The 22,308-nt window shown below is 71.9% G+C and carries 18 protein-coding genes; 6 read left to right on the top strand and 12 right to left on the bottom strand.

The features are described from left to right. The first annotated feature begins 38 nt into the window (after window positions 1-38). Window positions 39-959 carry an arginase gene (gene rocF, locus FHT37_RS24025; RefSeq protein WP_091721709.1) on the top strand — a complete coding sequence of 307 codons (921 nt, stop codon included), beginning with the start codon at window positions 39-41 and terminating at the stop codon, window positions 957-959. Between the two features lie 124 nt (window positions 960-1,083). Here rocF and FHT37_RS24020 read toward each other — a convergent pair whose 3' ends face one another. Both FHT37_RS24020 and FHT37_RS24015 read right to left on the bottom strand, forming a co-directional pair. Next, the gene (locus FHT37_RS24020; protein ID WP_183485775.1) at window positions 1,084-1,977 is read right to left on the bottom strand and encodes a ketopantoate reductase family protein; all 894 of its coding nucleotides are present in this window, start codon (window positions 1,975-1,977) and stop codon (window positions 1,084-1,086) included. Between the two features lie 116 nt (window positions 1,978-2,093). Next, the gene (locus FHT37_RS24015; protein ID WP_183485448.1) at window positions 2,094-2,918 is read right to left on the bottom strand and encodes a DUF429 domain-containing protein; all 825 of its coding nucleotides are present in this window, start codon (window positions 2,916-2,918) and stop codon (window positions 2,094-2,096) included. A gap of 179 nt (window positions 2,919-3,097) precedes the next feature. Here FHT37_RS24015 and FHT37_RS24010 point away from each other — a divergent pair, with 179 nt between their 5' ends. Further along, window positions 3,098-4,780, top strand: a complete 1,683-nt coding sequence (locus FHT37_RS24010; RefSeq protein WP_183485445.1) for a diguanylate cyclase — start codon at window positions 3,098-3,100, stop codon at window positions 4,778-4,780. Between the two features lie 25 nt (window positions 4,781-4,805). On the opposite strand, the gene FHT37_RS24005 is transcribed toward FHT37_RS24010, so the two are convergent. The 7 genes from FHT37_RS24005 to hutC all read right to left on the bottom strand — a co-directional run bounded on the left by FHT37_RS24005 (window position 4,806) and on the right by hutC (window position 13,069). Further along, entirely contained in the window at window positions 4,806-6,362 is a 1,557-nt protein-coding gene (locus FHT37_RS24005) for a methyl-accepting chemotaxis protein (protein WP_183485430.1), read from the bottom strand. A 117-nt stretch (window positions 6,363-6,479) separates the two neighbouring features. Further along, window positions 6,480-8,036: a methyl-accepting chemotaxis protein gene (locus FHT37_RS25750; RefSeq protein WP_183485427.1), complete on the bottom strand. Its 1,557-nt coding sequence runs from the start codon at window positions 8,034-8,036 to the stop codon at window positions 6,480-6,482. Window positions 8,037-8,125: 89 nt separating this feature from the next. Next, on the bottom strand, window positions 8,126-9,496 hold the full coding sequence (gene hutF / locus FHT37_RS23995) for a formimidoylglutamate deiminase (RefSeq protein WP_183485424.1): 1,371 nt from the start codon (window positions 9,494-9,496) through the stop codon (window positions 8,126-8,128). Beyond that, entirely contained in the window at window positions 9,493-10,353 is an 861-nt protein-coding gene (hutG, locus tag FHT37_RS23990) for an N-formylglutamate deformylase (protein WP_091721680.1), read from the bottom strand. The genes hutF and hutG overlap by 4 nt, the downstream gene beginning before the upstream one ends. A gap of 88 nt (window positions 10,354-10,441) precedes the next feature. After that, window positions 10,442-11,668, bottom strand: coding sequence for an imidazolonepropionase (gene hutI / locus FHT37_RS23985; protein ID WP_183485772.1), 1,227 nt, complete (start codon window positions 11,666-11,668; stop codon window positions 10,442-10,444). Window positions 11,669-11,670: 2 nt separating this feature from the next. Further along, complete coding sequence (locus tag FHT37_RS23980) at window positions 11,671-12,225, bottom strand: HutD family protein (protein WP_175538170.1); 555 nt, start codon at window positions 12,223-12,225, stop codon at window positions 11,671-11,673. Between the two features lie 88 nt (window positions 12,226-12,313). Then, window positions 12,314-13,069: a histidine utilization repressor gene (gene hutC, locus FHT37_RS23975; RefSeq protein WP_183485410.1), complete on the bottom strand. Its 756-nt coding sequence runs from the start codon at window positions 13,067-13,069 to the stop codon at window positions 12,314-12,316. 98 nt (window positions 13,070-13,167) lie between these two features. Between hutC and FHT37_RS23970 the strand changes: the two genes are divergently transcribed. From FHT37_RS23970 to FHT37_RS23955, 4 genes are all read left to right on the top strand, one after another. After that, window positions 13,168-14,619 (top strand): cytosine permease, encoded by a 1,452-nt coding sequence (locus FHT37_RS23970; RefSeq protein ID WP_183485407.1) that lies wholly within the window; start codon window positions 13,168-13,170, stop codon window positions 14,617-14,619. A 52-nt stretch (window positions 14,620-14,671) separates the two neighbouring features. After that, window positions 14,672-16,366: a urocanate hydratase gene (gene hutU / locus FHT37_RS23965; RefSeq protein ID WP_183485405.1), complete on the top strand. Its 1,695-nt coding sequence runs from the start codon at window positions 14,672-14,674 to the stop codon at window positions 16,364-16,366. A 62-nt stretch (window positions 16,367-16,428) separates the two neighbouring features. Then, complete coding sequence (gene hutH, locus FHT37_RS23960; RefSeq protein WP_183485402.1) at window positions 16,429-17,988, top strand: histidine ammonia-lyase; 1,560 nt, start codon at window positions 16,429-16,431, stop codon at window positions 17,986-17,988. Between the two features lie 82 nt (window positions 17,989-18,070). Beyond that, on the top strand, window positions 18,071-19,438 hold the full coding sequence (locus FHT37_RS23955) for an alpha/beta hydrolase (RefSeq protein WP_091721658.1): 1,368 nt from the start codon (window positions 18,071-18,073) through the stop codon (window positions 19,436-19,438). A 127-nt stretch (window positions 19,439-19,565) separates the two neighbouring features. On the opposite strand, the gene clsB is transcribed toward FHT37_RS23955, so the two are convergent. The 3 genes from clsB to nudB are packed head-to-tail and all read right to left on the bottom strand — an operon-like array spanning window position 19,566 to window position 22,182. Next, window positions 19,566-20,840, bottom strand: coding sequence for a cardiolipin synthase ClsB (clsB, locus tag FHT37_RS23950; protein WP_221211207.1), 1,275 nt, complete (start codon window positions 20,838-20,840; stop codon window positions 19,566-19,568). Further along, window positions 20,837-21,667 (bottom strand): endonuclease/exonuclease/phosphatase family protein, encoded by an 831-nt coding sequence (locus FHT37_RS23945; protein WP_091721653.1) that lies wholly within the window; start codon window positions 21,665-21,667, stop codon window positions 20,837-20,839. Before FHT37_RS23945 ends, clsB begins: the two co-directional genes overlap by 4 nt. Next, a complete protein-coding gene (gene nudB, locus FHT37_RS23940) occupies window positions 21,664-22,182 on the bottom strand; it encodes a dihydroneopterin triphosphate diphosphatase (RefSeq protein WP_183485769.1) in 519 nt (172 codons plus the stop codon). Before nudB ends, FHT37_RS23945 begins: the two co-directional genes overlap by 4 nt. Between the last annotated feature and the right edge of the window lie 126 nt (window positions 22,183-22,308).

Raw genomic sequence — 22,308 nt, 5'->3', positions numbered from 1 at the left:
CCCTTCCGGGGGCATCCCAAAGCAAGAGAGGTTGGACCATGACCGCAGCACGACACGTGAGCCTGATCGGCGCCCCCACCGACGTGGGGGCCGGCGCCCGAGGCGCCAGCATGGGGCCGGAGGCCCTGCGGGTGGCCGGCCTGGCCGAGGCGCTGCGGGCACATGGCGTCGAGGTCAAGGACTGCGGCAACCTCACCGGCCCGTCCAACCCCTGGCAGCCGCCGACCGCCGGCTACCGACACCTGGACGAGGTCACCGCCTGGAACCAGGCGGTGCACGACGCGGTCTACGCCGAACTGGGCGCCGGCCGCATGCCCATCCTGCTCGGCGGCGACCACTGCCTGGGGCTGGGCTCGATCGCGGCGGTGGCGCACCACTGCCGCGACACCGGCAAGAAGCTGCGCGTGCTGTGGCTGGACGCCCATGCCGACTTCAACACCAGCCAGCTCACGCCCAGCGGCAACATCCACGGCATGCCGGTCGCCTGCCTGTGCGGCTACGGCCCGCAGGAGCTGATCCAGATCGGCGGCAAGGTCCCCGCGATCGATCCGAAGTGGATCCGTCAGATCGGCATCCGCAGCGTCGACCCCGGCGAGAAACGCTTCGTCCACGAGGTCGGCCTGGAAGTCTTCGACATGCGCTACATCGACGAGATGGGCATGCGCCACACGATGGAGCTGGCGCTGGCCACGATGGACGCCAACACCCACCTGCATGTCAGCTTCGACGTGGACTTCCTGGACCCGGACGTCGCGCCCGGCGTCGGCACCACCATCCCGGGGGGACCGACCTACCGCGAGGCCCAGCTCTGCATGGAGATGATCGCGGACACCGGCCGGCTGGCGTCGCTGGACATCATGGAGCTCAACCCGGCGCTGGACGTGCGCAACAAGACCGCGCTGGTGGCGGTGGACCTGGTCGAGTCACTGTTCGGCAAGTCGACGCTGATGCGCAAGTGAAGCGCGCCCCGGGCACCGTCCCTTGAGGGCCAGGCCGCGCGCCGGCCACCGTCACGAAGCCGGGCTCGTCCCGGCTTCTTCACGTTGGGGACGGCTTCCACCGCGGCCTGGGGTCGGCCGCCAGTCAGTCGCGGCTGAGCTCCGCCAGATGGACCAGCGTGTGCAGCACGCGGTTGGCCGGCGTGGGCACGCCCAGCGCCTCCCCGCGCCGGACCAGGAATCCGTTCAGGTGATCGATCTCGGTCGGCTTGCCGCGGGCCAGGTCCTGGGCGGTCGAGGAGAACTGGCCCGGCATCGTCTCCGCGATCTTGCGCACCGCCTGACGGACGTCCCCCAGCAGGGTGACGCCGTCGGCCGCCGCCACCGCCAGGCCCTCGTCGACGAGCTGGTCCATCACCGTCCAGACACCCTCCCCCTTCACCAGCTCGCCGTAAGGCTGCTGCGTCAGCGCGGACAGCGCGTTGTAGGCGCAGTTGATCAGCAGCTTGGACCACAGCGCGCCGCGCACGTTGTCCGAGACGTCGACCGGCACGCCGGCCGCCACCAGCGCCTGCGCGGCGCGCTCGGCACCGGGTGCGGGCTCGATCACCAGCTCACCGCGGCCGTGGTGCTTCACATGGCCGGGCCCGGCCATCTCCGTCGCGACGTACACCACCGCCGCGGATACCGGCTGCGGCACGGTTTCGCGCAGCCGCTCGGCGTTGTCGACGCCGTTCTGCATCGACAGCAGCAGCGTGTCCGCGCCGAGATGCGGCGCCAGCGCCTGCGCCGCCGACACCGTGTCGGTCGACTTCACGCAGAACAGCACCAGCTGCGCGCCGCGGGCGGCGGCGGGCTCGGTATCGGCGCGCAGGCGGACCTGCTCGTCGAACATCCGCGTCTCCATGCGCAAGCCGTGATCGCGGACCGCCGCCACGTGGGCCGGACGCCCGATCAGCGTCACGTCATGGCCGGCGCGCGCCAGCATGCCGCCGAAAAAGCAGCCCACCGCGCCGGCGCCCATCACGGCGACCTGCAACGGCACCTGCGGCGGTGTTTGCAGCGGCGCTTGCGCCTCGGGAACATCGACTGGCGTCATGGGATCTTCCTTGTCATCGCGTGGGGGAGCCGGGCGCCTCGCCGGGCGATCCCGATTCAAGCACAGACGATCCAGCCTTCGAGCGGGTCCATGCCGGCGGGCTGGCCGTAGCCCGCCCGCGCATCGGCCCAGGCCGCCTGCATCAGGCACAGCACCGCGTCGAGCTTGTCGCCGCTGCCGTCATCGGCGAGTTCGTCGCGCTGCGCGTGGCTGAGCTTGAGCCGCAGGCCCAGCCGCGTGCGGCCCTGCTCCAGCGCCTCGATCAGGTCCTTGCGGGCGATCAGGCGCTCGGGCGTGTGCTTGGCGCGGTCGTCGCTCTTGTAGCTGCGCTGGCCGATCAGCTCGCGTGCGAGCAGCCCGGGATACGCCTCCAGCGCCACGCGCGACGGGTCGCCCGCATGCAGCCCCGGCAGATGCACGCCCGCGGCCACCAGCCGGGGCACGCCCGCGTGCAGCATGTAGGCCACAGGCGGATTCACCCACTTCATGCTCGGCGACGAGCCGGCCGGCGCGTCGCAGGCGCGGTGCGCGAACTTGCGGCCCGCCGGACGGGCATCGCAGAAGGCGGCGAAGGTGTCGCGGATCTCCGCGCGCGACAGGCTCGCGTAATGCGCGATCAGCGGGGCCCACTCGGTGGGCCAACCCAGCGTCTCGACCAGCTCGCGCGGCAGGCCGAACGGCAGGTCGAAGCCGCCCAGCCACGACCCCGGCGCCGCCAGCCAGGCCGCGAAGGCGTCCAGCGACGGGAGCGCCTCCTGCCGCTCCAGCTTCACGACCGCGCCGCGGCGATGCCCGAAGGCCAGCCGGATCGGCTTGCGGGCCGTCGGCGCGCTGCTGAAGTCCACGCCGACCAGGACGCGCGCGGCCGGTACCGCAACCATCGATGCGGGGGCAGCGACGGGCGGGGTTGGCGCGGCGGCAGGGACCGGCGCTTTCGAGACTTTTCGCATGCCCGCGACTGTATCCATCGTCCACTGGGGCCAGCCGCGATTGACGTGCGATGTGCGCCGACCAATGCTGAGGTCTTCCGGTCGTCCGCATCGCCGAAGGAGGAGTCGCCTTGTTCCAGCGCGAACTGGCCCGAGCCCTGCACCTGAGCCGCCGCGGCGCCTACCGCGACGCGACCGATGCGCTGGAACTGGCGCTGGTGGCGGCCGATTCGGTGCGGGAGCGCGCACGGGCGCTGATCCTGATCGCCCACAACCTGCCCCGCCAGGGCGACCTGCCCGCGGCGCTGCGACGCGCCAGCGAGGCGGTGGCGCTGGTGCGGCTGATCGACGGCCCCGACCAGGACGAATGGACCGCGCAGGCGCTGACCGAGCTCTGCTACATCTACGCGCAGTTCCAGATGGGGCGGGACGCGATGCAGGCCGGCTGGCAAGGCCTGGCCGCGGCGCGGCGCGCGCAGGATCCGGCGCGCGAAGCCTGGGCGCTGAACCGGCTGGCGGTGGCCTTCGCGGTGACCGACCAGGTCGAGCAGGCCTGCCAGCACACGCTGCAGGCGCTGGAGATCGCCCAGCAGCAGGCCGCCGGCGAGCGCGAACTGCTGCTGTCCTGCCTGAACAACCTGGCGCATTTCTGGCTGCAGGCGCACGCGGAGGCGATCCGTGACGAGGACCGGCGCTCGGCCGCCGAGGCGCTGGCCCAGGCCGAGCCCTACGCGGTGCGCGCCGCCGACCTGGTGCGGGAGGAAGGCAATCCCTTCCTGGTCGTGGTGTCGCTGTCCAACCTGGTCGAGCTGCAGCTGGGCACCGGCGCGATCGACGACGCGCTGCTCATCGCCGACGAATACGAGCGGCTGGCGCAGCGCCACGGCTACGCCGGCATGGTGCTGCAGGCGCGCGCGCAGCGGGCGCTGCTGCAGCTCAAGCGCGACGACGGCGCCGGCGCGACCGACGCGCTGCCGGCGCTGGCGACGCTGCAGGACCTGGTCGGCCAACAGGCGCCGCAGGCATTGCCCACGCGCCTGCGGCGGCAGCTCGCGCTGGCCATCTATCGGGCCTGCAAGCTGCGCGGCGATGCGGCGCGGGCGCTGGCGGCGCACGAGTTGCTGTCGTCGCTGGAGCGCCAGACGGCCCGCAGCGCGATGGCGCTGCAGACCGAGGCGATGCTGATCCGGCAGGAATTCGAGCAGGCCCAGGCGCGGGCCGAGCATGCGATGCAGGACGCGCGTCGCGAGCGCGAGCGGGCCGAGCTGGCCGAGCAGGAGCAGCAGCGCCTGCGACGCGAGGCCGCGGAGCTCGGCCGCATGGCCCATGAAGACGCGCTGACCGGCCTCAACAACCGGCGTCACGCCGAGTTCGCGCTGCCGCTGCTGCTCGAGCGGGCGCGGCAGGAGCACAAGCCGATCGCGCTGGGGCTGCTGGACATCGACCACTTCAAGCAGGTCAACGATGCCTTCGGGCACGGCGTCGGCGACCAGGCGCTGCAGAAGGTGGCGCAGGTGCTGCGGCGGCAGCTGCGCAGCGCCGACCTGCTGGCGCGGGTCGGCGGCGAGGAGTTCATGCTGGTCTTCGTCGGCGTCCCGGCCGAGCGCGGCCAGGAGATCTGCGAGCGCCTGCGCGGCGCGATCGCGAACCACGCGTGGGGCGAGCTCGCGCCGGACCTGCGCGTCACGGTGTCCATCGGCCTGGCGGCCGGGGAGCCGCCCGCGAAGGCCGCGATGCTGGTGGAGACTGCCGACCAGGCGCTGTACGCGGCCAAGCACGCCGGCCGCAACCGCGTGCAGGTGATGGGGGTCTGAGCCGGCGGGGCGCCGCCGGGCCCTGTCAGCCCAGCTTGAAGACGGCCACCGACTGCGACAGCGCATCCGCCTGATGCTGCAGGCTCTGCGCCGCGGCGGCGGATTCCTCGACCAGCGCGGCGTTCTGCTGCGTCATCTGGTCCAGCTGCGCGATCGCCGAGCCGATCTGGTTGATGCCGCCGCTCTGCTCGGCGGTCGCATGGCTGATCTCGGCCACGATGCGCGACACGCGGGTGATGGAGTCGGAGATCTCGTTGATCGTCTCGCCCGCGCGCTCCACCAGCGCCGCGCCGCTGGCGACGCTCTCGCCGCTGGCGGTGATCAGCTGCTTGATCTCCTTGGCGGCCTCGGCGCTGCGCTGCGCCAGCGAGCGCACCTCGCTCGCCACCACCGCGAAGCCGCGGCCCTGCTCGCCCGCGCGCGCGGCCTCCACCGCGGCGTTCAGCGCCAGGATGTTGGTCTGGAAGGCGATGCCGTCGATGGTGCCGATGATGTCGCCGATGCGCGCCGACGAGGCGCTGATGCGCCCCATCGTCTGCACCACCTCGCCGACCACGCTGACGCCGCGGCCGGCGACGTCGGCGGCCTGCTCGGCCAGCGCCTTGGCCTCGCCGGCCGAGGCCGCGTTGTGCTGCACGCTGGCGGTCAGCTGTCCCATCGCGGAGGCCGTCGCCTGCAGGTTGGAGGCCGCCTGCTCGGTGCGCTGGCTCAGGTCGTGCGCGCCGGCCGCGACCTCGCGCGACGCGGTGGCGATGCTGTCGGTGGCGCTGCGCACGCCGCCGACGACCTCGCGCAGCGCGTCCTGCATGCCCTGCACGCCGCGCGCCATCGCGGTCGTCTCGTCGGCGCCCTGCACGGTCACCGGCTCGCTCAGGTCCTTGCGGGCGATGCGTTCGGTGGTGTCCACCGCCTGCGCGAGCGGCGCCAGGATGGAACGGATGTTCAGCACGGTCAGCAGGCCGATCAGCACCACGCCGATCAGCAGCACCACGCCGAGCGCGCCGCGCACCGCGCGTTCGCGCGTGCTCAGGCGCGCCACTTCGTCCTCGCCGTGCTGCAGGATGGCCCGGGTCATCTCGGCCACGCCGCTGTCCATCGCCTGCACCGGCGCCTTGATGACGTCGGTGGAGCGGTTGGCCTCGGCGGCATCGACGAAATCGGCGTTCAGGATGCGCTTGGCGATGTCGTCCACGCCGGTCTTGTAGGCCTGCAGCGCCTGCTTCAGCTTCGGCGGCATGGCGGCGGTCTGGGCGCCGGTCTCCATCGCGGCCAGCGCGTCCAGGCTGCGGATCACGCCGGCATAGGTCTTCTGCCAGTCGGCCTGGGCCTGCTTGACGGTGCCGTCGTCGCCGATGTTGATCAGCATGTCCTTCTCGAAGCGGCGCAGGTTGCCGATGCCGGCGCGCACCTCGGAGAGCTGGGTCAGCGAGCCCACGTCCTGGGCGACGTACTGCTGGAACTCGGACCGCGTGCTGCCCATGGCCCAGAGGCCGGCGCCCCCGATCAGCAGGAGCGCCAGGACCGACAGGAGGCCCAGTCCCAGCAGGCGGGTCCGGATCGTGTAATTGCGCAGAGACTGCATGTTTTCCCGACGATTGGATCGAAGCGAAAAGCCTAGCAGCCCGCATGCCGGCGCCGGGCGACGCGGCGCTCTAAACCGGGTGGAGCGTGCACTCCTCCCGGACGGAAGTCACGCTCCTCAGGAGAGCTTGAACACCGCCACCGACTGCGACAGCGCATCCGCCTGGTGCTGCAGGCTCTGCGCCGCGGCGGCGGATTCCTCGACCAGCGCCGCGTTCTGCTGCGTCATCTGGTCCAACTGCGAGATCGCGGTGCCGATCTGGTTGATCCCGCCGCTCTGCTCGACGGTCGCGTGGCTGATCTCGGCCACGATGCGCGACACCCGCGTGATCGACTCGGAGATCTCGTTCATCGTCTGCCCGGCGCGCTCCACCAGGGCCGAGCCGCTGGCGACGCTTTCGCCGCTGGCGGTGATCAGCTGCTTGATCTCCTTGGCCGCCTCGGCGCTGCGCTGGGCCAGCGTGCGGACCTCCCCGGCCACGACGGCGAAGCCGCGGCCCTGCTCGCCGGCGCGCGCGGACTCCACCGCCGCGTTCAGCGCCAGGATGTTGGTCTGGAAGGCGATGCCGTCGATGGTGCCGATGATGTGGCCGATGCGCGCCGACGAGGCGCTGATCCGGCCCATCGTCGCCACCACCTCGCCCACCACGCTGACGCCGCGGTCGGCCGCGCCGGCGGCTTCCTCGGCCAGCTGGTCGGCCTGCCGGGCCGAGTCGGCGTTGTGCTGCACGCTGGCCGTCAGCTCCTCCATCGCCGACGCGGTCTCCTGCAGGTTGGAGGCCGCCTGCTCGGTGCGATGGCTGAGGTCGTGCGCGCCGGCCGCGACCTCGCGCGACGCCGTCGCGATGCTGTCCGTGGCGCTGCGCACCCCGCTAACCACGTGGCGGATCGAGTGCTGCATGCCCTGCACGCCGCGCATCATCGCGGCGGTCTCGTCGGTGCCGTGCACGTCCACGCGCTCGCTCAGGTCCTGGCGGGCGATGCGTTCGGTGGAGCTGACCGCCTGCGCCAGCGGCATCAGGATGGACGCGATGTTGAAGAAGGTGAAGGTGCCGATGACCACGACGCCGAGCAGCATCACGCCGCCCAGCGCCATGCGCACGCGGGTCTCCTCGCCGTCGATGCGCTGCACCTCCTGGTTGCCGCGGGCCATGATGGCCTGCGTCATCTCGCCGAGCTGCTTGTCCATCTCCCGGACCGGCCCCTTGATCGGCTCCGTCTGCCGGTTGGCCTCGGCCGAGTCGACGAACTCCTGCTTCAGGATGCGCGCCACGATGCCGTCCAGGCCGTTCCGGTAGTTGCCCAGCGAGGCCTTCATCGCCGGCGGCATCGCCTTGATCTCGGGCAGGATCTCCAGCCCCGCGATCACGTCCAGGCTGCGCAGGACGCCCTCGAAGGTCTTGCGCCACTCCTCGTGATAACGCTTCACCGCGGCGTCGTCGCCGATGTTGATCAGCATGTCCTTCTCGTAGCGGCGCAGGTTGCCGACACCGGCACGCACTTCCGAGAGCTGCACCAGCGACTCGACGTCCTGCCGCACGTAATGCTGGAAGTCCTGCTTGGTGCGGGCCATCGCCCAAAGCCCGTCGCCGCCGATCAGCAGCATCGCGAGGACCGACAGGAGTCCCAGCGCCATGAGGCGCGTCCGGATGGTGAAGTTGCGCAGGGTCCGCATGGCTGCTCCCGACGAAGTTGCCGAACGGAAACAGCCTAGCAGCCGGCGTGCCGGCCCGGAACCCTGTGGAAACGGGGGGCCCGCCCGCGTCAGCGCCAGAGCGCGGCCATGGTCGCCTGGAAGCGCTCGCGGCGGCCGGCGTCGTCGATCGAGCGCGGCTGGCCGGCGACATAGACCTCGCGCCAGGCGGCGCCCTGGCTGGCGAAGATCAGGCCGTCCAGCAGCGCGGCGTCCGGCAGGCCCGCCAGCCCGCTGGCCGACGTGTCCAGCACCAGGAAGTCGGCCCGCGCCCCGGCCTGCAAGCCCCAGGACCGCAGCCCGGCCGCCCGCGCGCTGCCCGCGACGCAGGCATCGAACAGCCGCGCCGCCGTCGAGGGCTGGTGCCCCGGCCGCGCCGCCACGTTGCGCCGCTGCAGGCCCAGGCGCTGGCCGTATTCCAGCCAGCGCAGTTCCTCGACCCAGCCGCGCGTGACCTGGCTGTCCGAGCCCACCGTCAGCGGCACACCGGCCGCCAGCCAGCCCGGCAGGTCCGCCAGCCCGTCGCCGAGGTTGCCTTCGGTGCCCGGGCAGATCACCACGCCCGCGCCGCTGGCGGCAATGCGCGCGATCTCCTCGCGCGTGCTGTGGGTGGCATGCACCAGCTGCCAGCGCGGATCCAGGCCGTAGTCGGCCAGGAAATCGATCGGCCGCCGGCCGGTCGCCGCGAGGCAGTCATTGACCTCCTGCATCTGCTCGGCGACGTGCACGTGGATGGGAATGTCCGCGTCCCCGACCAGCGCCTGCAGCGCGCGCACGTCGGCCTCATGGGCCGCGCGCAGCGAGTGCACCGCCACGCCGGCGCGCACCAGCGGCAGCCCGGCGGCGCTGATGCGGCGGCAGGCCTGCCAAACCCAGTCGGCATCGGTGCGGAAACGGCGCTGCGTCTCGCGCAGTCCCGGGTGCGCGAAGCCGGCGTGCGCGTACAACACCGGCAGCAGCGTCAGCCCGATGCCCACCTCCTGCGCGGCCTCGGCCAGCGCCAGCGCCATCGCGTGTTCGTCCTCGTAGGGCGTGCCGTCCTCGCGGTGATGCAGGTAGTGGAACTCGCAGACCTGCGTGTAGCCGCCAGCCAGCAGCTCGGTGTAGAGCTGCGCGGCGATGTCCTTCAGCTGCGCCGGCGTCACGCGCAACGCCACGCCGTACATGCGGTCGCGCCAGGACCAGAAATCGTCGCTGTCGCTGTCGCGCTGCTCGGCCAGGCCGGCGAAGGCGCGCTGGAACGCGTGGCTGTGGGCATCGACCAGCGTCGGCAGCACCGGCCCGCCCAGGCGCAGCGCATCGGCCGGCGCCGGCACGCCGGCGTTCAGCGCGGTCCAGTGCCCGTCGGCGCCCACGCGCATCAGCACGTCAGCCTGCCAGCGCCCGTCCAGCCAGGCCAGCGGCGCGTGGAAGGCCGTCGGCGTCACGGCGGCGGCGCTCATGCGGCGCTCCGCGGCGGGTGGGTCGGTGGGTTGGCGGACGGGTTGGCCGACGGGTTGGCCATCAGGTAGGCCTGCAGCAGCATCGTCAGCACCGGCCGCACCCGCTCGACACAGCCCGCGTCGAGCTCGTAGCCGGTGAAGCCCATGTCGTTCTCGACCATGTAGCAGCGATAGCACATCTCCAGCTGCACCGCCTGCTGGCCCAGCTCGGGCCGGCCGTACTGGCGCGTGATGTAGCCGCCCTTGAAGCGGCCGTCGACGACCCAGCTGAAGTCGTCCTGCGCCTGCAGCACGATCTCGATCGCCTGGCGCGTGATCTGCTTGCAGGACTTGCCCTCGACGGTGCCGATGTTGAGGTCGGGCAGGCGGCCCTCGAAGAGCCAGGGCAGTTCCGAGCGGATGCTGTGGGCCTCGAACAGCAGCGCGAAGCCGTGCTCCTGCCGCAGCCGCTGCAGCTCGCCCTGCAGCGCCTGGTGGTAGGGCGCCCAGTACTGCTCGATGCGGCGCTGCTTCTCGGCAGCGTCCGGCGCCAGGCCGTCCTGGTAGAGCGGCTCGCCGGTGAAGAAGCGCGTCGGGCAGAGCTCGGTGTTGGAGGCGCCGGGATACATCGGCGTGTCCTCGGGCGGGCGGTTCAGGTCGATCAGGTAGCGCGAGAAGCGCGGCACCAGCATCCCGGCGCCGAGCTGCTCGGCGATCGGCGCGTACAGCGGCTCCAGGTGCCAGTCGGTGTCCTCGCTGCCCAGCGCGCGCGGCACATAACGGTGATGCTGGTCGGCCGGGATCTCGCGGCCCACGTGCGGCATGCTGATCAGCAGCGGGGTGCGGCCGCGCCGCAGTTCAAAGACGTCGTGCTTCATCGCTCGTTCCTCTTGTCTCCGCGCGACGGCAACAGGCCGCCGCGCCGCGGCCGCGATCACGTCGTCGCGCGATCGTCCGCCGCTTGTCTCACGCTCGCGCCTGGCCGCCGACCACCACCTGGCGCAGCGGGTTGCGTCCGAACCAGTAGGCCAGCTCGCGCGGATGCGTGGCCTCCCAGACGCAGAAATCGGCGCGCAGGCCGGCGACCAGCCGCCCGCGGTCGGGCAAGCCGAGCGCCCGCGCCGCGTTCACCGTCAGGCCTCGCAGCGCCTCCTCCGGCGTCATGCGGAAGAAGGTGCAGGCCATGTTCAGCATCAGCAGCAGCGACAGGCCCGGCGAGCTGCCGGGGTTATGGTCGGTCGCCAGGGCGATCGGCACGCCGGCGTCGCGCAGCGCCTGGACCGGCGGCAGCTTGGTCTCGCGCAGGAAGTAGAACGCGCCGGGCAGCAGCACCGCGACGGTGCCGGCCCGCGCCATCGCGGCGATGCCGTCCTCGCTCAGCCATTCGAGGTGGTCGCAGGACAGCGCGCCGAATTCCGCCGCCAGCGCGGCGCCGCCCTGGTCGCTGAGCTGTTCCGCATGCAGCTTGACCGGCAGCCCGAGCGCGCGCGCGGCCTCGAAGACGCGGCGGGTCTGCGCCGGCGTGAAGGCGATGCGCTCGCAGAACACGTCGACCGCGTCGACCAGGCCCTCGCGCTGGAGTTGCGGCAGCCAGGCGCAGACGGCGTCGACGTACTCGTCCTGGCGGCCTTCGAATTCCGGCGGCAGCGCATGCGCGCCCAGGCAGGTGGTGCGCACCGTCAGGCCCAGCCCGGCCAGCTGGCGCGCCACCCGCAGGCACTTCGCCTCGTCCGCCAGCGACAGGCCGTAGCCGGACTTCACCTCCAGCGTGGTCAGCCCCTCGGCCATCAGCGCGCGGGCGCGCGCCACCGCCAGCGTCCACAGCGCCTGCTCGCCGGCGGCGCGCGTCGCGGCGACGGTGGAGCGGATGCCGCCGCCGGCGCGGGCGATCTCCTCATAGGTCGCGCCCTGCAGGCGCAACTCGAATTCCGCCGATCGCTCGCCGCCGTAGACCAAGTGCGTGTGGCAGTCGATCAGCCCGGGCGTCACCAGCGCACCGCCCAGGTCGTGCGTGTCGGCGACGCCGTCGCGCAGGTCGGCCGGCAGCTCCGCCGCGGGGCCGACCCAGCGCAGTTGTTCGTCCTCGACCAGCAGCGCGCCGTCGTGCACCAGTCCCCAGTCGCGCTCGCCGGCGAAGGTCGCCAGTGTCGCGTGGGTCCACAGGGCGCGGCGTGGCGCGGCGGTCGAGGTCATCGTCATGTGTCGCTCCAGACCAGCCACCAGGCCGGCCCATGTTGATCGCCGTCGTCGAAGACGCAGCTGTGCGCGGCCGGCGATTCGCACCAGGCCAGCGTGTGGGGCGCCAGCGGCACCGAGCGGTGACCGTGGATCAGCAAGCCGCCTTCCTGCGTGAACAGGCCCAGCCAGCGCGCGCCGTGCGGGATCAGCGGCCGGTCGGCCGGCTGCAGCCGGAACACGCCGGCATCGCGCCGGTGCATCACGTTGAAGTCCTGCGTCGGGCCGTCGATCAGCGTGCAGTCGGGCGCGTCCTCGCCGGGAAACCGGACCATGCCCTCGTTGGGCTTGAGCGCACGGCCACGCATGATCACGCCTTCCCCCGACAGCACGCCGAACCAGCGGTCCACGCCGGGGTAGGCCGAGAACGGCCCGTCGCGGTCGATGTCCGCGACGCTGATGCGCACCTTCCAGTCCGCGACGTGCGGCCACGCGAGCAGCTCGCGGGTCCGGCCTCCCCCATTGCGCCACGGGGTCGGGGCAACCTCGTCGGCGGTGATCCTCATCCAGCTCATGTCATCCAACTGCGCAGGGCTATTGCTGAAGGGCGGGATTCTCGAAGACTCGCTCATGAGGACACGTCACCAAACGTCAACCCGGGGGTCACGCCTGGAAGCTCCCCTCTAGCAGGTAGCGGCTGGCCGGATGCACCAATCGCACCGCCGTCACCGCGCGGCCCTGGCTGGATGTGACACGTTTCACGACCAGGCAGGGTTCGCCGCGCGGCATGCCCAGCAGCCGGGCCTCGAGCGCCACCGGCATGGCGGCCTCGATGGTGTAGCGCGCTTCCGACAGCGGCGCCACTTCCAGCAGGTAATGGGTGGGCGTGACGCGCGTGAAGTCCTGGTCCATGTAGGCCGGCGCGCAGGCCGGATTCACGAGCCGGTCCTCGCACTGGATCGCCACGCCGTTCTCGCGATGCACGATGACGCTGTGGAACAGCGTCGCGCCGGTACGCACGCCCAGCAGGCCGGCCTGTTCGGCATCGGCCTTGATCGTCTCCAGGACATGGACGCTGGCCTCGTGCCGGTGATTGCGCGCGGCGATTTCCTCATGCACGTCGCGCACCGTCAGCGTCGAGGCGATCCGGTGCAGCTGCGCCACGAAGCTGCCCACGCCCTGCACGCGCTCGACCAGGCCTTCCTGGTGCAGCTCGCGCAGCGCGCGATTGACCGTCATGCGGCTGACGCCGAAGGTCTCGGTCAGGTCCGCCTCCGACGGCAGGCGCTCGCCCGGCCGCCAGCGCCCGCCCGCGATGCCTTCGCGCAGGTGCGTCTTGACCTTCAGGTACTGCGGCGCGGGGCCGCCCGCACCGCTCAACGCGGAGGCCGGAAGAGAGCTCGAGGACTTCGTCGCCATGGGGTCGCATCCTACTTGACTGTACTTGTATAGACAACTAGAGTCCGCCGCATCCCGCCAGCAGATGCGACACGCACGACGGCGCCCAGGAGACATCCATGACCGTATCGATTTCCGCCGCGTCGTGCGCCGGCGCGTCCGCCCCGGCGGACCGGCTGCTGGAGACGCGCACCATCGACCGCGTGCCCGAACGCGAGCGCCACGGCAGCCCGGGCAGCCAGTTCAGCCTCTGGATGGCGGCCAACCTGCAGATCACCGCGGTGGTGGACGGCGCCCTGGCCATCGTCTTCGGCGCGGAGGCGCTGACGGCGATCGTCGGCCTGCTGCTGGGCAACCTGCTGGGCGGCGCGGTGATGGCGCTGCATTCGGCGCAGGGACCGCGGCTGGGCCTGCCGCAGATGATCTCCAGCCGGGTGCAGTTCGGCGTCAAGGGCGCGGCCCTGCCGCTGCTGCTGACGCTGGTGATGTACCTGGGCTTCGCCGCGACCGGCACGGTGCTCTCGGGCCAGGCGATCAACCTGCTGCTGGGCGCCGAGTCGCCGCTGGTGGGCATCGCGATCTTCGGCGGGCTGACCGCGCTGATCGCCACCGTGGGCTACCGGCTGATCCACGTCGTCGGTCGCATCGCCACGGTGCTGGGCATCCTGGGCTTCGGCTACCTGGCGCTGCGGCTGTTCCAGCAGCAGGACGTGGGCGCCGTCTTCGGCCAGAAGCCCTTCACCATGGCCTCGCTGCTGCTGACGATGGCGCTGTCGGCCGGCTGGCAGCTGACCTTCGCGCCCTACGTGGCCGACTATTCGCGCTATCTGCCCTCCGGCACCTCGACCGCGCGCACCTTCTGGACCACCTTCGCCGGCACGGTGCTGGGCGCGCAGCTGGCGATGACCTTCGGCGTGCTGGTGGCGGCCGCGGGCGGCGGATTCCTGAAGAACCAGGTCGGCTTCATGGGCGAGCTCGCCGGGCCGGCCGTGGCCGCGGCGATCTACGCGGTGATCGTCGCCGGCAAGCTGACCGTCAACTGCCTGAACGCCTACGGCGGCTGCATGACGCTGCTGACCACGCTGGGCGCCTTCCGGCCGTCGCTGCGCATCGGCGCGGCGGCCCGCGCGGCGACCATCCTGGGCTTCGTGCTGGCCTCGATGGCGATCGCGGTGCTGGCCAGCGCCGACTTCCTGAACCACTTCAAGAACTTCGTGCTGCTGCTGCTCGCGGTCTTCGTGCCCTGGAGCGCGATCAACCTGGTGGACTACTACCTGGTCTCGCGCGAGAAGGTCGACATTCCCGCGCTCTACGACCCGCAGGGCCGCTACGGCGCCTGGAACGCGATGGCGCTGGGCTGCTACCTGCTGGGCGTGGTCGTGCAGATCCCCTTCCTCAACCAGAAGCTGTACCGCGGCCCGATCGCCGACTGGCTGGGCGGCGCCGACATCTCCTGGATCGTCAGCCTGGTGCTGACCTCGCTGGTCTATTACCCGCTGGCGCGCCGCACGATGCGCGTGCCCGCCACCATGATCTATCCCGACGGCGAGACGGCCCCCGGCCGCCGCTGACCCCACGCCCCCTCACGCCACACGATCCCGAGCCTCCCGAGAAGGAACCGCCATGAGCCACGCGCATCACGCCCAACCCCGTCCCGTCCGTGCCCCGATCGGCACGCAGCTCACCTGCAAGAACTGGCTGATCGAGGCCGCCTACCGGATGATCCAGAACAACCTGGATCCGGTCGTGGCCGAGAACCCCGATGCGCTGGTGGTCTACGGCGGCATCGGCAAGGCGGCGCGCAACTGGGACTGCTTCGAGCAGATCCTGACGTCGCTGAAGAACCTCAACGAGGACGAGACCCTGCTGATCCAGTCCGGCAAGCCGGTGGGCGTCTTCCCCTCGCACGTGGACGCGCCGCGCGTGCTGCTGGCCAACTCCAACCTGGTGCCGGCCTGGGCCAATTGGGAACACTTCAACGAGCTGGACCGCAAGGGCCTGATGATGTACGGCCAGATGACGGCCGGCTCGTGGATCTACATCGGCTCGCAGGGCATCGTGCAGGGCACCTATGAAACCTTCGCCGAGGCCGGCCGCCAGCACTTCGGCGGCGACATGGTCGGCCGCTGGGTGCTGACCGCGGGCCTGGGCGGCATGGGCGGCGCGCAGCCGCTGGCGGCGACCTTCGCCGGCGCCTGCTCGCTGACCATCGAATGCCAGCAGTCGCGCATCGATTTCCGCCTCAAGACCCGCTACGTCGACGAGCAGGCCAGCGACCTGGATGACGCGCTGGCGCGCATCGCCCGGTACACGGCCGAGAAGAAGGCCGTCTCCATCGCGCTGCTGGGCAACGCGGCGGAAGTGCTGCCGGCGCTGGTGGCCCGGGTGAAGGCCGGCAGCGCGATCAAGCCGGACCTGGTCACCGACCAGACCTCCGCGCACGACCTGATCAACGGCTACCTGCCGGTGGGCTGGACCGTCGAGCAGTGGAAGGCCGCCGCCGCCGATCCCGCCAAGCACGCCGACCTGAAGGCCGCCGCCGCGCGCGGCTGCGCGGTGCATGTGCAGGCGATGCTGGACTTCCAGGCGATGGGCATTCCCACCGTCGACTACGGCAACAACATCCGCCAGGTCGCGTTCGACCAGGGCGTGAAGAACGCCTTCGACTTCCCCGGCTTCGTGCCCGCCTACGTGCGCCCGCAGTTCTGCGAGGGCCGCGGCCCGTTCCGCTGGGTCGCGCTGTCCGGCGATCCGGAGGACATCTACAAGACCGACGCCAAGATCAAGGAGCTGTTCCCGCACCACGCCGGCGTGCACCGCTGGCTGGACATGGCGCGCGAGCGCATCGCCTTCCAGGGCCTGCCGGCGCGCATCTGCTGGCTGGGCCTGGGCGAGCGCCACAAGGCGGGCCTGGCCTTCAACGAGATGGTCCGCACCGGCGAGCTCAAGGCGCCCATCGTCATCGGCCGCGACCACCTGGATTCCGGCTCGGTGTCCAGCCCCAACCGCGAGACCGAGTCGATGAAGGACGGTTCCGACGCCGTCTCCGACTGGCCGCTGCTCAACGCGATGCTCAACACCGCCGGCGGCGCGACCTGGGTGTCGCTGCACCACGGCGGCGGCGTGGGCATGGGCTACTCGCAGCACAGCGGCGTGGTGATCGTCTGCGACGGCACCGAAGCCGCCGACAAGCGCCTGGCCCGCGTGCTGTGGAACGACCCCGGCACGGGCGTCATGCGGCATGCCGACGCGGGCTACGAGATCGCGCAGCAGACCGCGCAGGAGCGCGGCCTGAAGCTGCCGATGCTCGGCCGCTGAGCCCGCCGCCCTGGTCGATCCACGATCCCCGATCCACGAATCCGTTCTCGAACCGAGTTCCCATGACGACTTCCCTTGAACTCATCCCCGGCCGGCTGACGCTGGACCAGCTGCGCCGCATCCGCGCCGGCGGCGTGACGCTGACGCTGCATGCCGACGCCTGGCCGACGATCCGCCGCGGCGCCGCCGTTGTGCAGGCCGCCGCGGCCGGCGACGATCCGGTCTACGGCGTCAACACCGGCTTCGGCAAGCTGGCCTCCAAGCGCATCGGCAAGGACGAGCTGGCCGCGCTGCAGCGCAACCTGATCCGCTCGCACTGCGTGGGCGTGGGCGCACCGCTGGCGCCGCCGGTCGTGCGGCTGATGCTGGCGACCAAGGCGGCCTCGCTGGCGCGGGGCTTCTCCGGGGTGCGCGAGTCCGTCGTGCAGAGCATCCTGGACGCCTTCAACGCGGGCCTGGTGCCCTACGTGCCGGCGCAGGGATCGGTGGGCGCCTCCGGCGACCTCGCCCCGCTGTCGCACATGACGCTGGCGCTGATGGGCGAAGGCGAGATGCTGGTCGACGGCCAGCGCCAGCCCGCGCTCGCGGTGCTGGAGCGCGCCGGCCTGAAGCCGCTGGTGCTGGAGGCCAAGGAGGGCCTGGCGCTGATCAACGGCACGCAGACCTCGACGGCGCTGGCGTTGGAGGGCCTGCTGCGTTTCGAGACCGTCTATGCCGCCGCCGTCGTCAGCGGCGCGCTGAGCCTGGACGCCGCGCGCGGCAGCGACGGCCCCTTCGATCCCCGCATCCATGAGGTGCGCGGCCAGCCCGGCCAGATCGAGACGGCCGCGGCCTACCGCGCGCTGCTGGCCGGCAGCCCGATCCGCCAGTCGCATCGCGATGGCGACGACCGGGTGCAGGACCCCTACTGCCTGCGCTGCCAGCCGCAGGTCATGGGCGCCTGCCTGGACCAGTCGCGCCACGTCCGCGACGTGCTGCTGCGCGAGGCCAACGCGGTCACCGACAACCCGCTGGTGTTCGCGCCGGCCGAGGGTCCGGCCGCGATGATCTCGGGCGGCAACTTCCACGCCGAGCCGGTCGCGCTGGCGGCCGACGCGCTGGCCTGCGCGATCGCGGAGGTCGGCGCCATCGCCGAGCGCCGCATCGCCATGCTCATCGACACCGGCGTCTCGCGCCTGCCGCCCTTCCTGACCGAGAACGCGGGCCTCAACTCCGGCTTCATGATCGCGCACGTCACCGCCGCGGCGCTGGCCAGCGAGAACAAGTCGCTCGCGCATCCGGCCAGCGTCGACAGCCTGCCGACCTCGGCCAACCAGGAGGACCACGTCTCGATGGCGACCTTCGGCGCGCGCCGCCTGGGCCCGATGCTCGACAACACGGCGCACATCGTCGCGATCGAGCTGCTGGCCGCGGCCCAGGGCATCGAGTTCCTGCGCCCGCTGCGCAGCTCGGCGCCGCTGGAGGACATGCACGCCCTGCTGCGCGAGCGCTGCCCCGCCATGCCCACCGACCACTACCTGGCGCCGGACATCGAGCGCGCCTTCGCGCTGGTCAACGACGACGGCCCGCGCGGTCCCGCGGCGCTGCTGCGCGCGCGCACCGAGCTGGTCGTGCTGGACTAACATCCGAGGCCTCGGCGGGCCCGGCCCGCCGCCGACCCGCCGGACGGCGGCCTGACCGTCCGGCTCACCTGGTGGGTTCCACATGCCTCACACCGCCTCCACGGCGCGCCTCCCGCGCGCCGTTGTCGTTTCCGCCGGCCGCGCGCCGGCTCGCCCCTCGCCCGCGCTTGTCCGCTTCGTTGCCGCGCTGTTGCTGCTGATGGCGGCGATGCTGGTCGCACCGCGCGCCTTCGCTGCGACCCGGGTCGTCTTCGACATCGACCTGCGCGAGGAGATCGCCGCCGGCCGCTTCGATCCGGCCCGCGACATGGTGGGCGTGCGTGGCGGCGCCGCGCCGCTGAGCTGGACGCGCTCGCTGATCGCGCCGGCCGCCGGGCTGGGGCGCGACGGCTGGTACAGCGTCACCACGAGCTTCGAGCGCGTGCCGCCCGGCGGCACCGTGCCCTACAAGTTCCGCATCGAGCGCCCCGGCCAGGGCGAAGGCGACGCGGGCTGGGAGACCGGCGGCAACCGCGCGATCGAGCTGGTGTCGGACGAGGTGCGCGTCACGCGTGCGTTCAACGCGCCGGGCGCGCCGATCTCGCTGAGCCGCGCCGGCACCATCGAACGCCTGGAGCCGCTGCCGGAGCGCTTCGTCGGCGCGCGCGGCGTGCAGGTCTGGCTGCCGCCGAACTACGAGCGCGACACGCAGCGCCGTTATCCGGTGCTCTACCTGCACGACGGGCAGAACGTCTTCGACGCGGCGGCAGCCGGCGCCGAATGGCAGGTCGACGAGACGGCGCAGCGGCTGACGGTGGACGGGCAGGTCCAGCCGATGATCATCGTGGCGGTCAACAACACCGCGCGCCGCATCGACGAGTACACCGCCACCGCGATGAGCCGCGACGGCCACACGCAGGGCGGCCAGGCGGCGGCCTACGCGCGCTACCTGATCGAGCAGCTCAAGCCCGCGATCGACGCGCGCTACCGCACGCTGCCGGACGCGGCGCACACGGCGGTGGGCGGATCGTCGCTGGGCGGGATCATGAGCCTGTGGCTGGCGGTGCATCACGGCGACGTGTTCGGCACGGCGCTGGTGGTGTCGCCCTCGCTGTGGTGGGACAACGAATTCCCGATTCGGGATGCGCAGAAGACACCGCTGCCGATGTCGGTGCCGCGTCCGAAGCTGTGGCTGGACATGGGGACTGGCGAAGGGGCCGAGGCGATCCGGCAATTGCGCAAGCTGCGTGGCGTGCTGTACGCGCGCGGCTGGGCCAGCGGAGACATCGCCTACCTCGAGGCGGAGGGCGCAACGCATGATGAAGCGAGCTGGGCGGCGCGTGTGGAGCCGATGCTGCGCTTCGTCGACCGGCAGTTCAACGCCAAGCCGCGCGACGGCAATCGTCAGCAGCGGGATCCGTTCCCTGTCGAGGTCCGTCCTCCGATGCCCAAGGGCCAAGGCACCTATTGACTCAGTCCTCGGTTCGAGGATCGTCGTGTCCCACGACTGCGAGTGGGGCCGGAATGATGCTGGGGGTTCGCGGACGCGATGCCCCCTGCATCGTGGAGAGCCCGCGCTTGGCCTCCCGCACGAACGCTCAATACCGCCCGGTCAGCCCCGCCACGCGCAGGTAGACATAGGCCACCCACGCCACCAGCGCGCGCCCGAGCACGCCGCGCAGGCCGCGGCCTTCGGGATGTTCGACGCGCCGCGAGCGGGCGACCGCCGCGTCGAACTCGCGGGCCACGTCCCCGGCGAACGGCGCGTCGCGCACCACGATGTTCGCCTCCAGGTTGAGCAGCAGCGACAGCGGATCGATGTTGGAGCTGCCCACCGTCGCCCAGTCGTTGTCGACGACGCAGACCTTGGCATGCAGGAAGGCCGGCGTGTACTCGTAGATCTGCACGCCGTGGCCGAGCAGCTCGTCGTAGAGCGCATGCGCCGCCATCGCCGCGATCTTGTAATCGACCTTGCCCTGCAGCAGCAGCCTGACCTGGACGCCGCGCCGGGCCGCGTCCTTCAGCGCGCGCCGGAAGCGCTGCCCCGGATAGAAGTAGGGCGTGATCAGGTCCACCCGCGCGGTCGCGCCGCGGATCGCCTCGACATAGGCGCGCTCGATCGTGCGGCGCTGGCGCAGGTTGTCGCGCAGCACGAAGGCCACGCGCACCGGCGCCAGGCGCTCGGGGTCCCGCCGGCGGTGCTCGCCGCGCGGCATCCGGATGCGGCGCATCAGGCGCTTGGCACGGCGCGCCGGCGAGGCACTGCGGATCATCGCGCGCATCTCGTCGCCGAAGTCGTGCCCCAGCCAGGCCCGCGTCCAGACGGCGCGCGCGGCCTGCTCGATCGCCCGCACCGCCGGGCCGCTGACGCTCACCGCGAAGTCCAGCCGCGGCGCCTCGGTGCGGCCGTGATGCAGGTCGATGCGGTCGTCGATCACGTTGATGCCGCCGACGAAACCGACCTGGCCGTCCACCACGCACAGCTTCTGGTGCAGCCGCCGCAGCTGACCGGGATGCAGCCAGTTCCACCAGCGGTCGATCGGCCGGAACACCGCCAGCGCCACCGGTGCGCCGTCGAGCTGCTCGCGCAGCCAGCCCAGGCTGGCCTTGGAACCGAAGCCGTCCACGACCACCCGCACCCGCACGCCGCGCAGCGCCGCGCGCCGCAAGGCGCCCAGCGTCGCGGCGCCGGCCTCGTCGTCATGAAAGATGTAGGTCGCGAGCCAGACCTCGTGCTCGGCCCGGTCGATCGCCGCGATCTGCGCCGGGAACAGCGCATCGCCCCCGCACAGCAGCCCCACCGCGTTGCCGCCCGAGAAGCTGGGCTGCGACCCGAGGGTCCAGGGGAAGAGGGGTTCCTGCGGCCGCTTCAAGATTCCAGGACGAGTTCAGCCAGCAGCGGCAGGTGGTCGGACATGCGCGCCCAGGCCGGACCGCGCGGCACCTTCATGTCGACGCAGCGCAGCCCGCGCGTGTAGATGCGGTCCAGCGAGAACACCGGCACCCGCGACGGGAAGGTCGGCAGCGAGCGCCGCGCGCCCGGCAGCGCCGCGCGGCTCAGCCCGCCGGCGCGCATCGGCTCGTCCAGCCGCTCGCCCCAGTCGTTGAAGTCGCCGGCCACCACCAGCGGCGCGCCCTTGGGCACATGGTCCTCGATGAACGCGCCCAGCCGCTGCACCTGCCGCACCCGGCTGCCGTGGATCAGCCCCAGGTGCGCCACCACCGCATGCACCTCCGTGCCCTGCCACTGCACCGGCACATGCAGCAGGCCGCGCTGCTCGAAGCGGTGGTCCGACACGTCATGGTGGCCGACGTCGCCGATCGGGTAGCGCGACAGCAGCGCGTTGCCATGCTCGCCATGGCGCGTCACCGCGTTGGTGCGGTAGGCCACCTCGTAGCCCTCGGGCGCGAGGAACTCCGCCTGGCCCTGCTCCGGCCAGCCGAACCAGGTGCGCTCGAACTGGCGCGCCTCGCGGTGGTGGAAGAGCCGCACCTCCTGCAGGAACACCAGGTCCGCGTCCAGCGCCTGCACGCCCATGCCCAGGTTGTGGATCTCCAGCCGCTTGCCCGGCCCCATGCCCCGCACGCCCTTGTGGATGTTGTAGGTCGCCACCCGCAGCCGGCCGACGCTGTCCGCGGGCGAGGTGTCGGTGGTCGCGGAATTGGCCACGGCCGCGTGGCGCGGGGTGCGGCGGATCATGCGGCGCTCCCGGCCCGGCGGGCGCGCTGCGCGGGCAGCTGCAGCACGGCCTCGGCGTTGGAGGGCGAGAAGCACAGATCGGCGGCCTCGCGCCAGGGCAGCCAGCGGTAGCGCAGGTGCTCGCGCGGCGCCAGCGTCACTGCGGTGCCGGCCGGCACCGTCAGGCCGAAGACATGTTCGGTGTTGCGGCTCACGCCCGGGGCGTAGCGGTGACGCCAGACCGGATAGATCTCGTAGACATTGACCAGGCCCCAGTCGTCGAGCGCGCCCGGGGCCAGGTCTTGCACGCGGATGCCGGTTTCCTCGAGCACCTCGCGGCTCGCGGTCTCGACCAGCGGCTCGTCGAGGCGGTCCTTGGAGCCGGTCACGCACTGCCAGAAACCGGGCCGGTCGGCGCGTTCCAGCATCAGCACGTCCAGCGCCGGGGTGTGGATCACGACCAGCACCGACTCGGGAATCTTGTAGGGGCGCGCGGACGCATCGGCGTCGGTGTCGGCGGCGGCCGCCGGGGGCATCGCGGCAGGGGCGAGAGGCACTTCGCTCATAGCGGGCAAGCATATCCCAGCGTCATGGCGCGACCGGCGCATGCCAGGCCTGGCACGCGGCCGACATGGATGCGGACGAGCGGGACAAACAGTCGA

Source organism: Mitsuaria sp. BK037 (assembly GCF_014193045.1).
GTDB lineage: Bacteria > Pseudomonadota > Gammaproteobacteria > Burkholderiales > Burkholderiaceae_C > Roseateles.
Note: the sequence above shows the minus strand (reverse complement) of the source record. Positions and strands in the feature narration are given on the sequence as shown.

What these genes read in the sequence shown, in the direction of transcription:
- rocF (WP_091721709.1), top strand. Translation starts at nt 39, where the DNA reads ATGACCGCAGCACGACACGTGAGCCTGATCGGCGCCCCCACCGACGTG.
- FHT37_RS24015 (WP_183485448.1), bottom strand. Translation starts at nt 2,918, where the DNA reads ATGGTTGCGGTACCGGCCGCGCGCGTCCTGGTCGGCGTGGACTTCAGC.
- FHT37_RS24005 (WP_183485430.1), bottom strand. Translation starts at nt 6,362, where the DNA reads ATGCAGTCTCTGCGCAATTACACGATCCGGACCCGCCTGCTGGGACTG.
- FHT37_RS25750 (WP_183485427.1), bottom strand. Translation starts at nt 8,036, where the DNA reads ATGCGGACCCTGCGCAACTTCACCATCCGGACGCGCCTCATGGCGCTG.
- hutF (WP_183485424.1), bottom strand. Translation starts at nt 9,496, where the DNA reads ATGAGCGCCGCCGCCGTGACGCCGACGGCCTTCCACGCGCCGCTGGCC.
- hutG (WP_091721680.1), bottom strand. Translation starts at nt 10,353, where the DNA reads ATGAAGCACGACGTCTTTGAACTGCGGCGCGGCCGCACCCCGCTGCTG.
- hutI (WP_183485772.1), bottom strand. Translation starts at nt 11,668, where the DNA reads ATGACCTCGACCGCCGCGCCACGCCGCGCCCTGTGGACCCACGCGACA.
- FHT37_RS23980 (WP_175538170.1), bottom strand. Translation starts at nt 12,225, where the DNA reads ATGAGCTGGATGAGGATCACCGCCGACGAGGTTGCCCCGACCCCGTGG.
- hutC (WP_183485410.1), bottom strand. Translation starts at nt 13,069, where the DNA reads ATGGCGACGAAGTCCTCGAGCTCTCTTCCGGCCTCCGCGTTGAGCGGT.
- FHT37_RS23970 (WP_183485407.1), top strand. Translation starts at nt 13,168, where the DNA reads ATGACCGTATCGATTTCCGCCGCGTCGTGCGCCGGCGCGTCCGCCCCG.
- hutU (WP_183485405.1), top strand. Translation starts at nt 14,672, where the DNA reads ATGAGCCACGCGCATCACGCCCAACCCCGTCCCGTCCGTGCCCCGATC.
- hutH (WP_183485402.1), top strand. Translation starts at nt 16,429, where the DNA reads ATGACGACTTCCCTTGAACTCATCCCCGGCCGGCTGACGCTGGACCAG.
- FHT37_RS23955 (WP_091721658.1), top strand. Translation starts at nt 18,071, where the DNA reads ATGCCTCACACCGCCTCCACGGCGCGCCTCCCGCGCGCCGTTGTCGTT.
- FHT37_RS23945 (WP_091721653.1), bottom strand. Translation starts at nt 21,667, where the DNA reads ATGATCCGCCGCACCCCGCGCCACGCGGCCGTGGCCAATTCCGCGACC.
- nudB (WP_183485769.1), bottom strand. Translation starts at nt 22,182, where the DNA reads ATGCCCCCGGCGGCCGCCGCCGACACCGACGCCGATGCGTCCGCGCGC.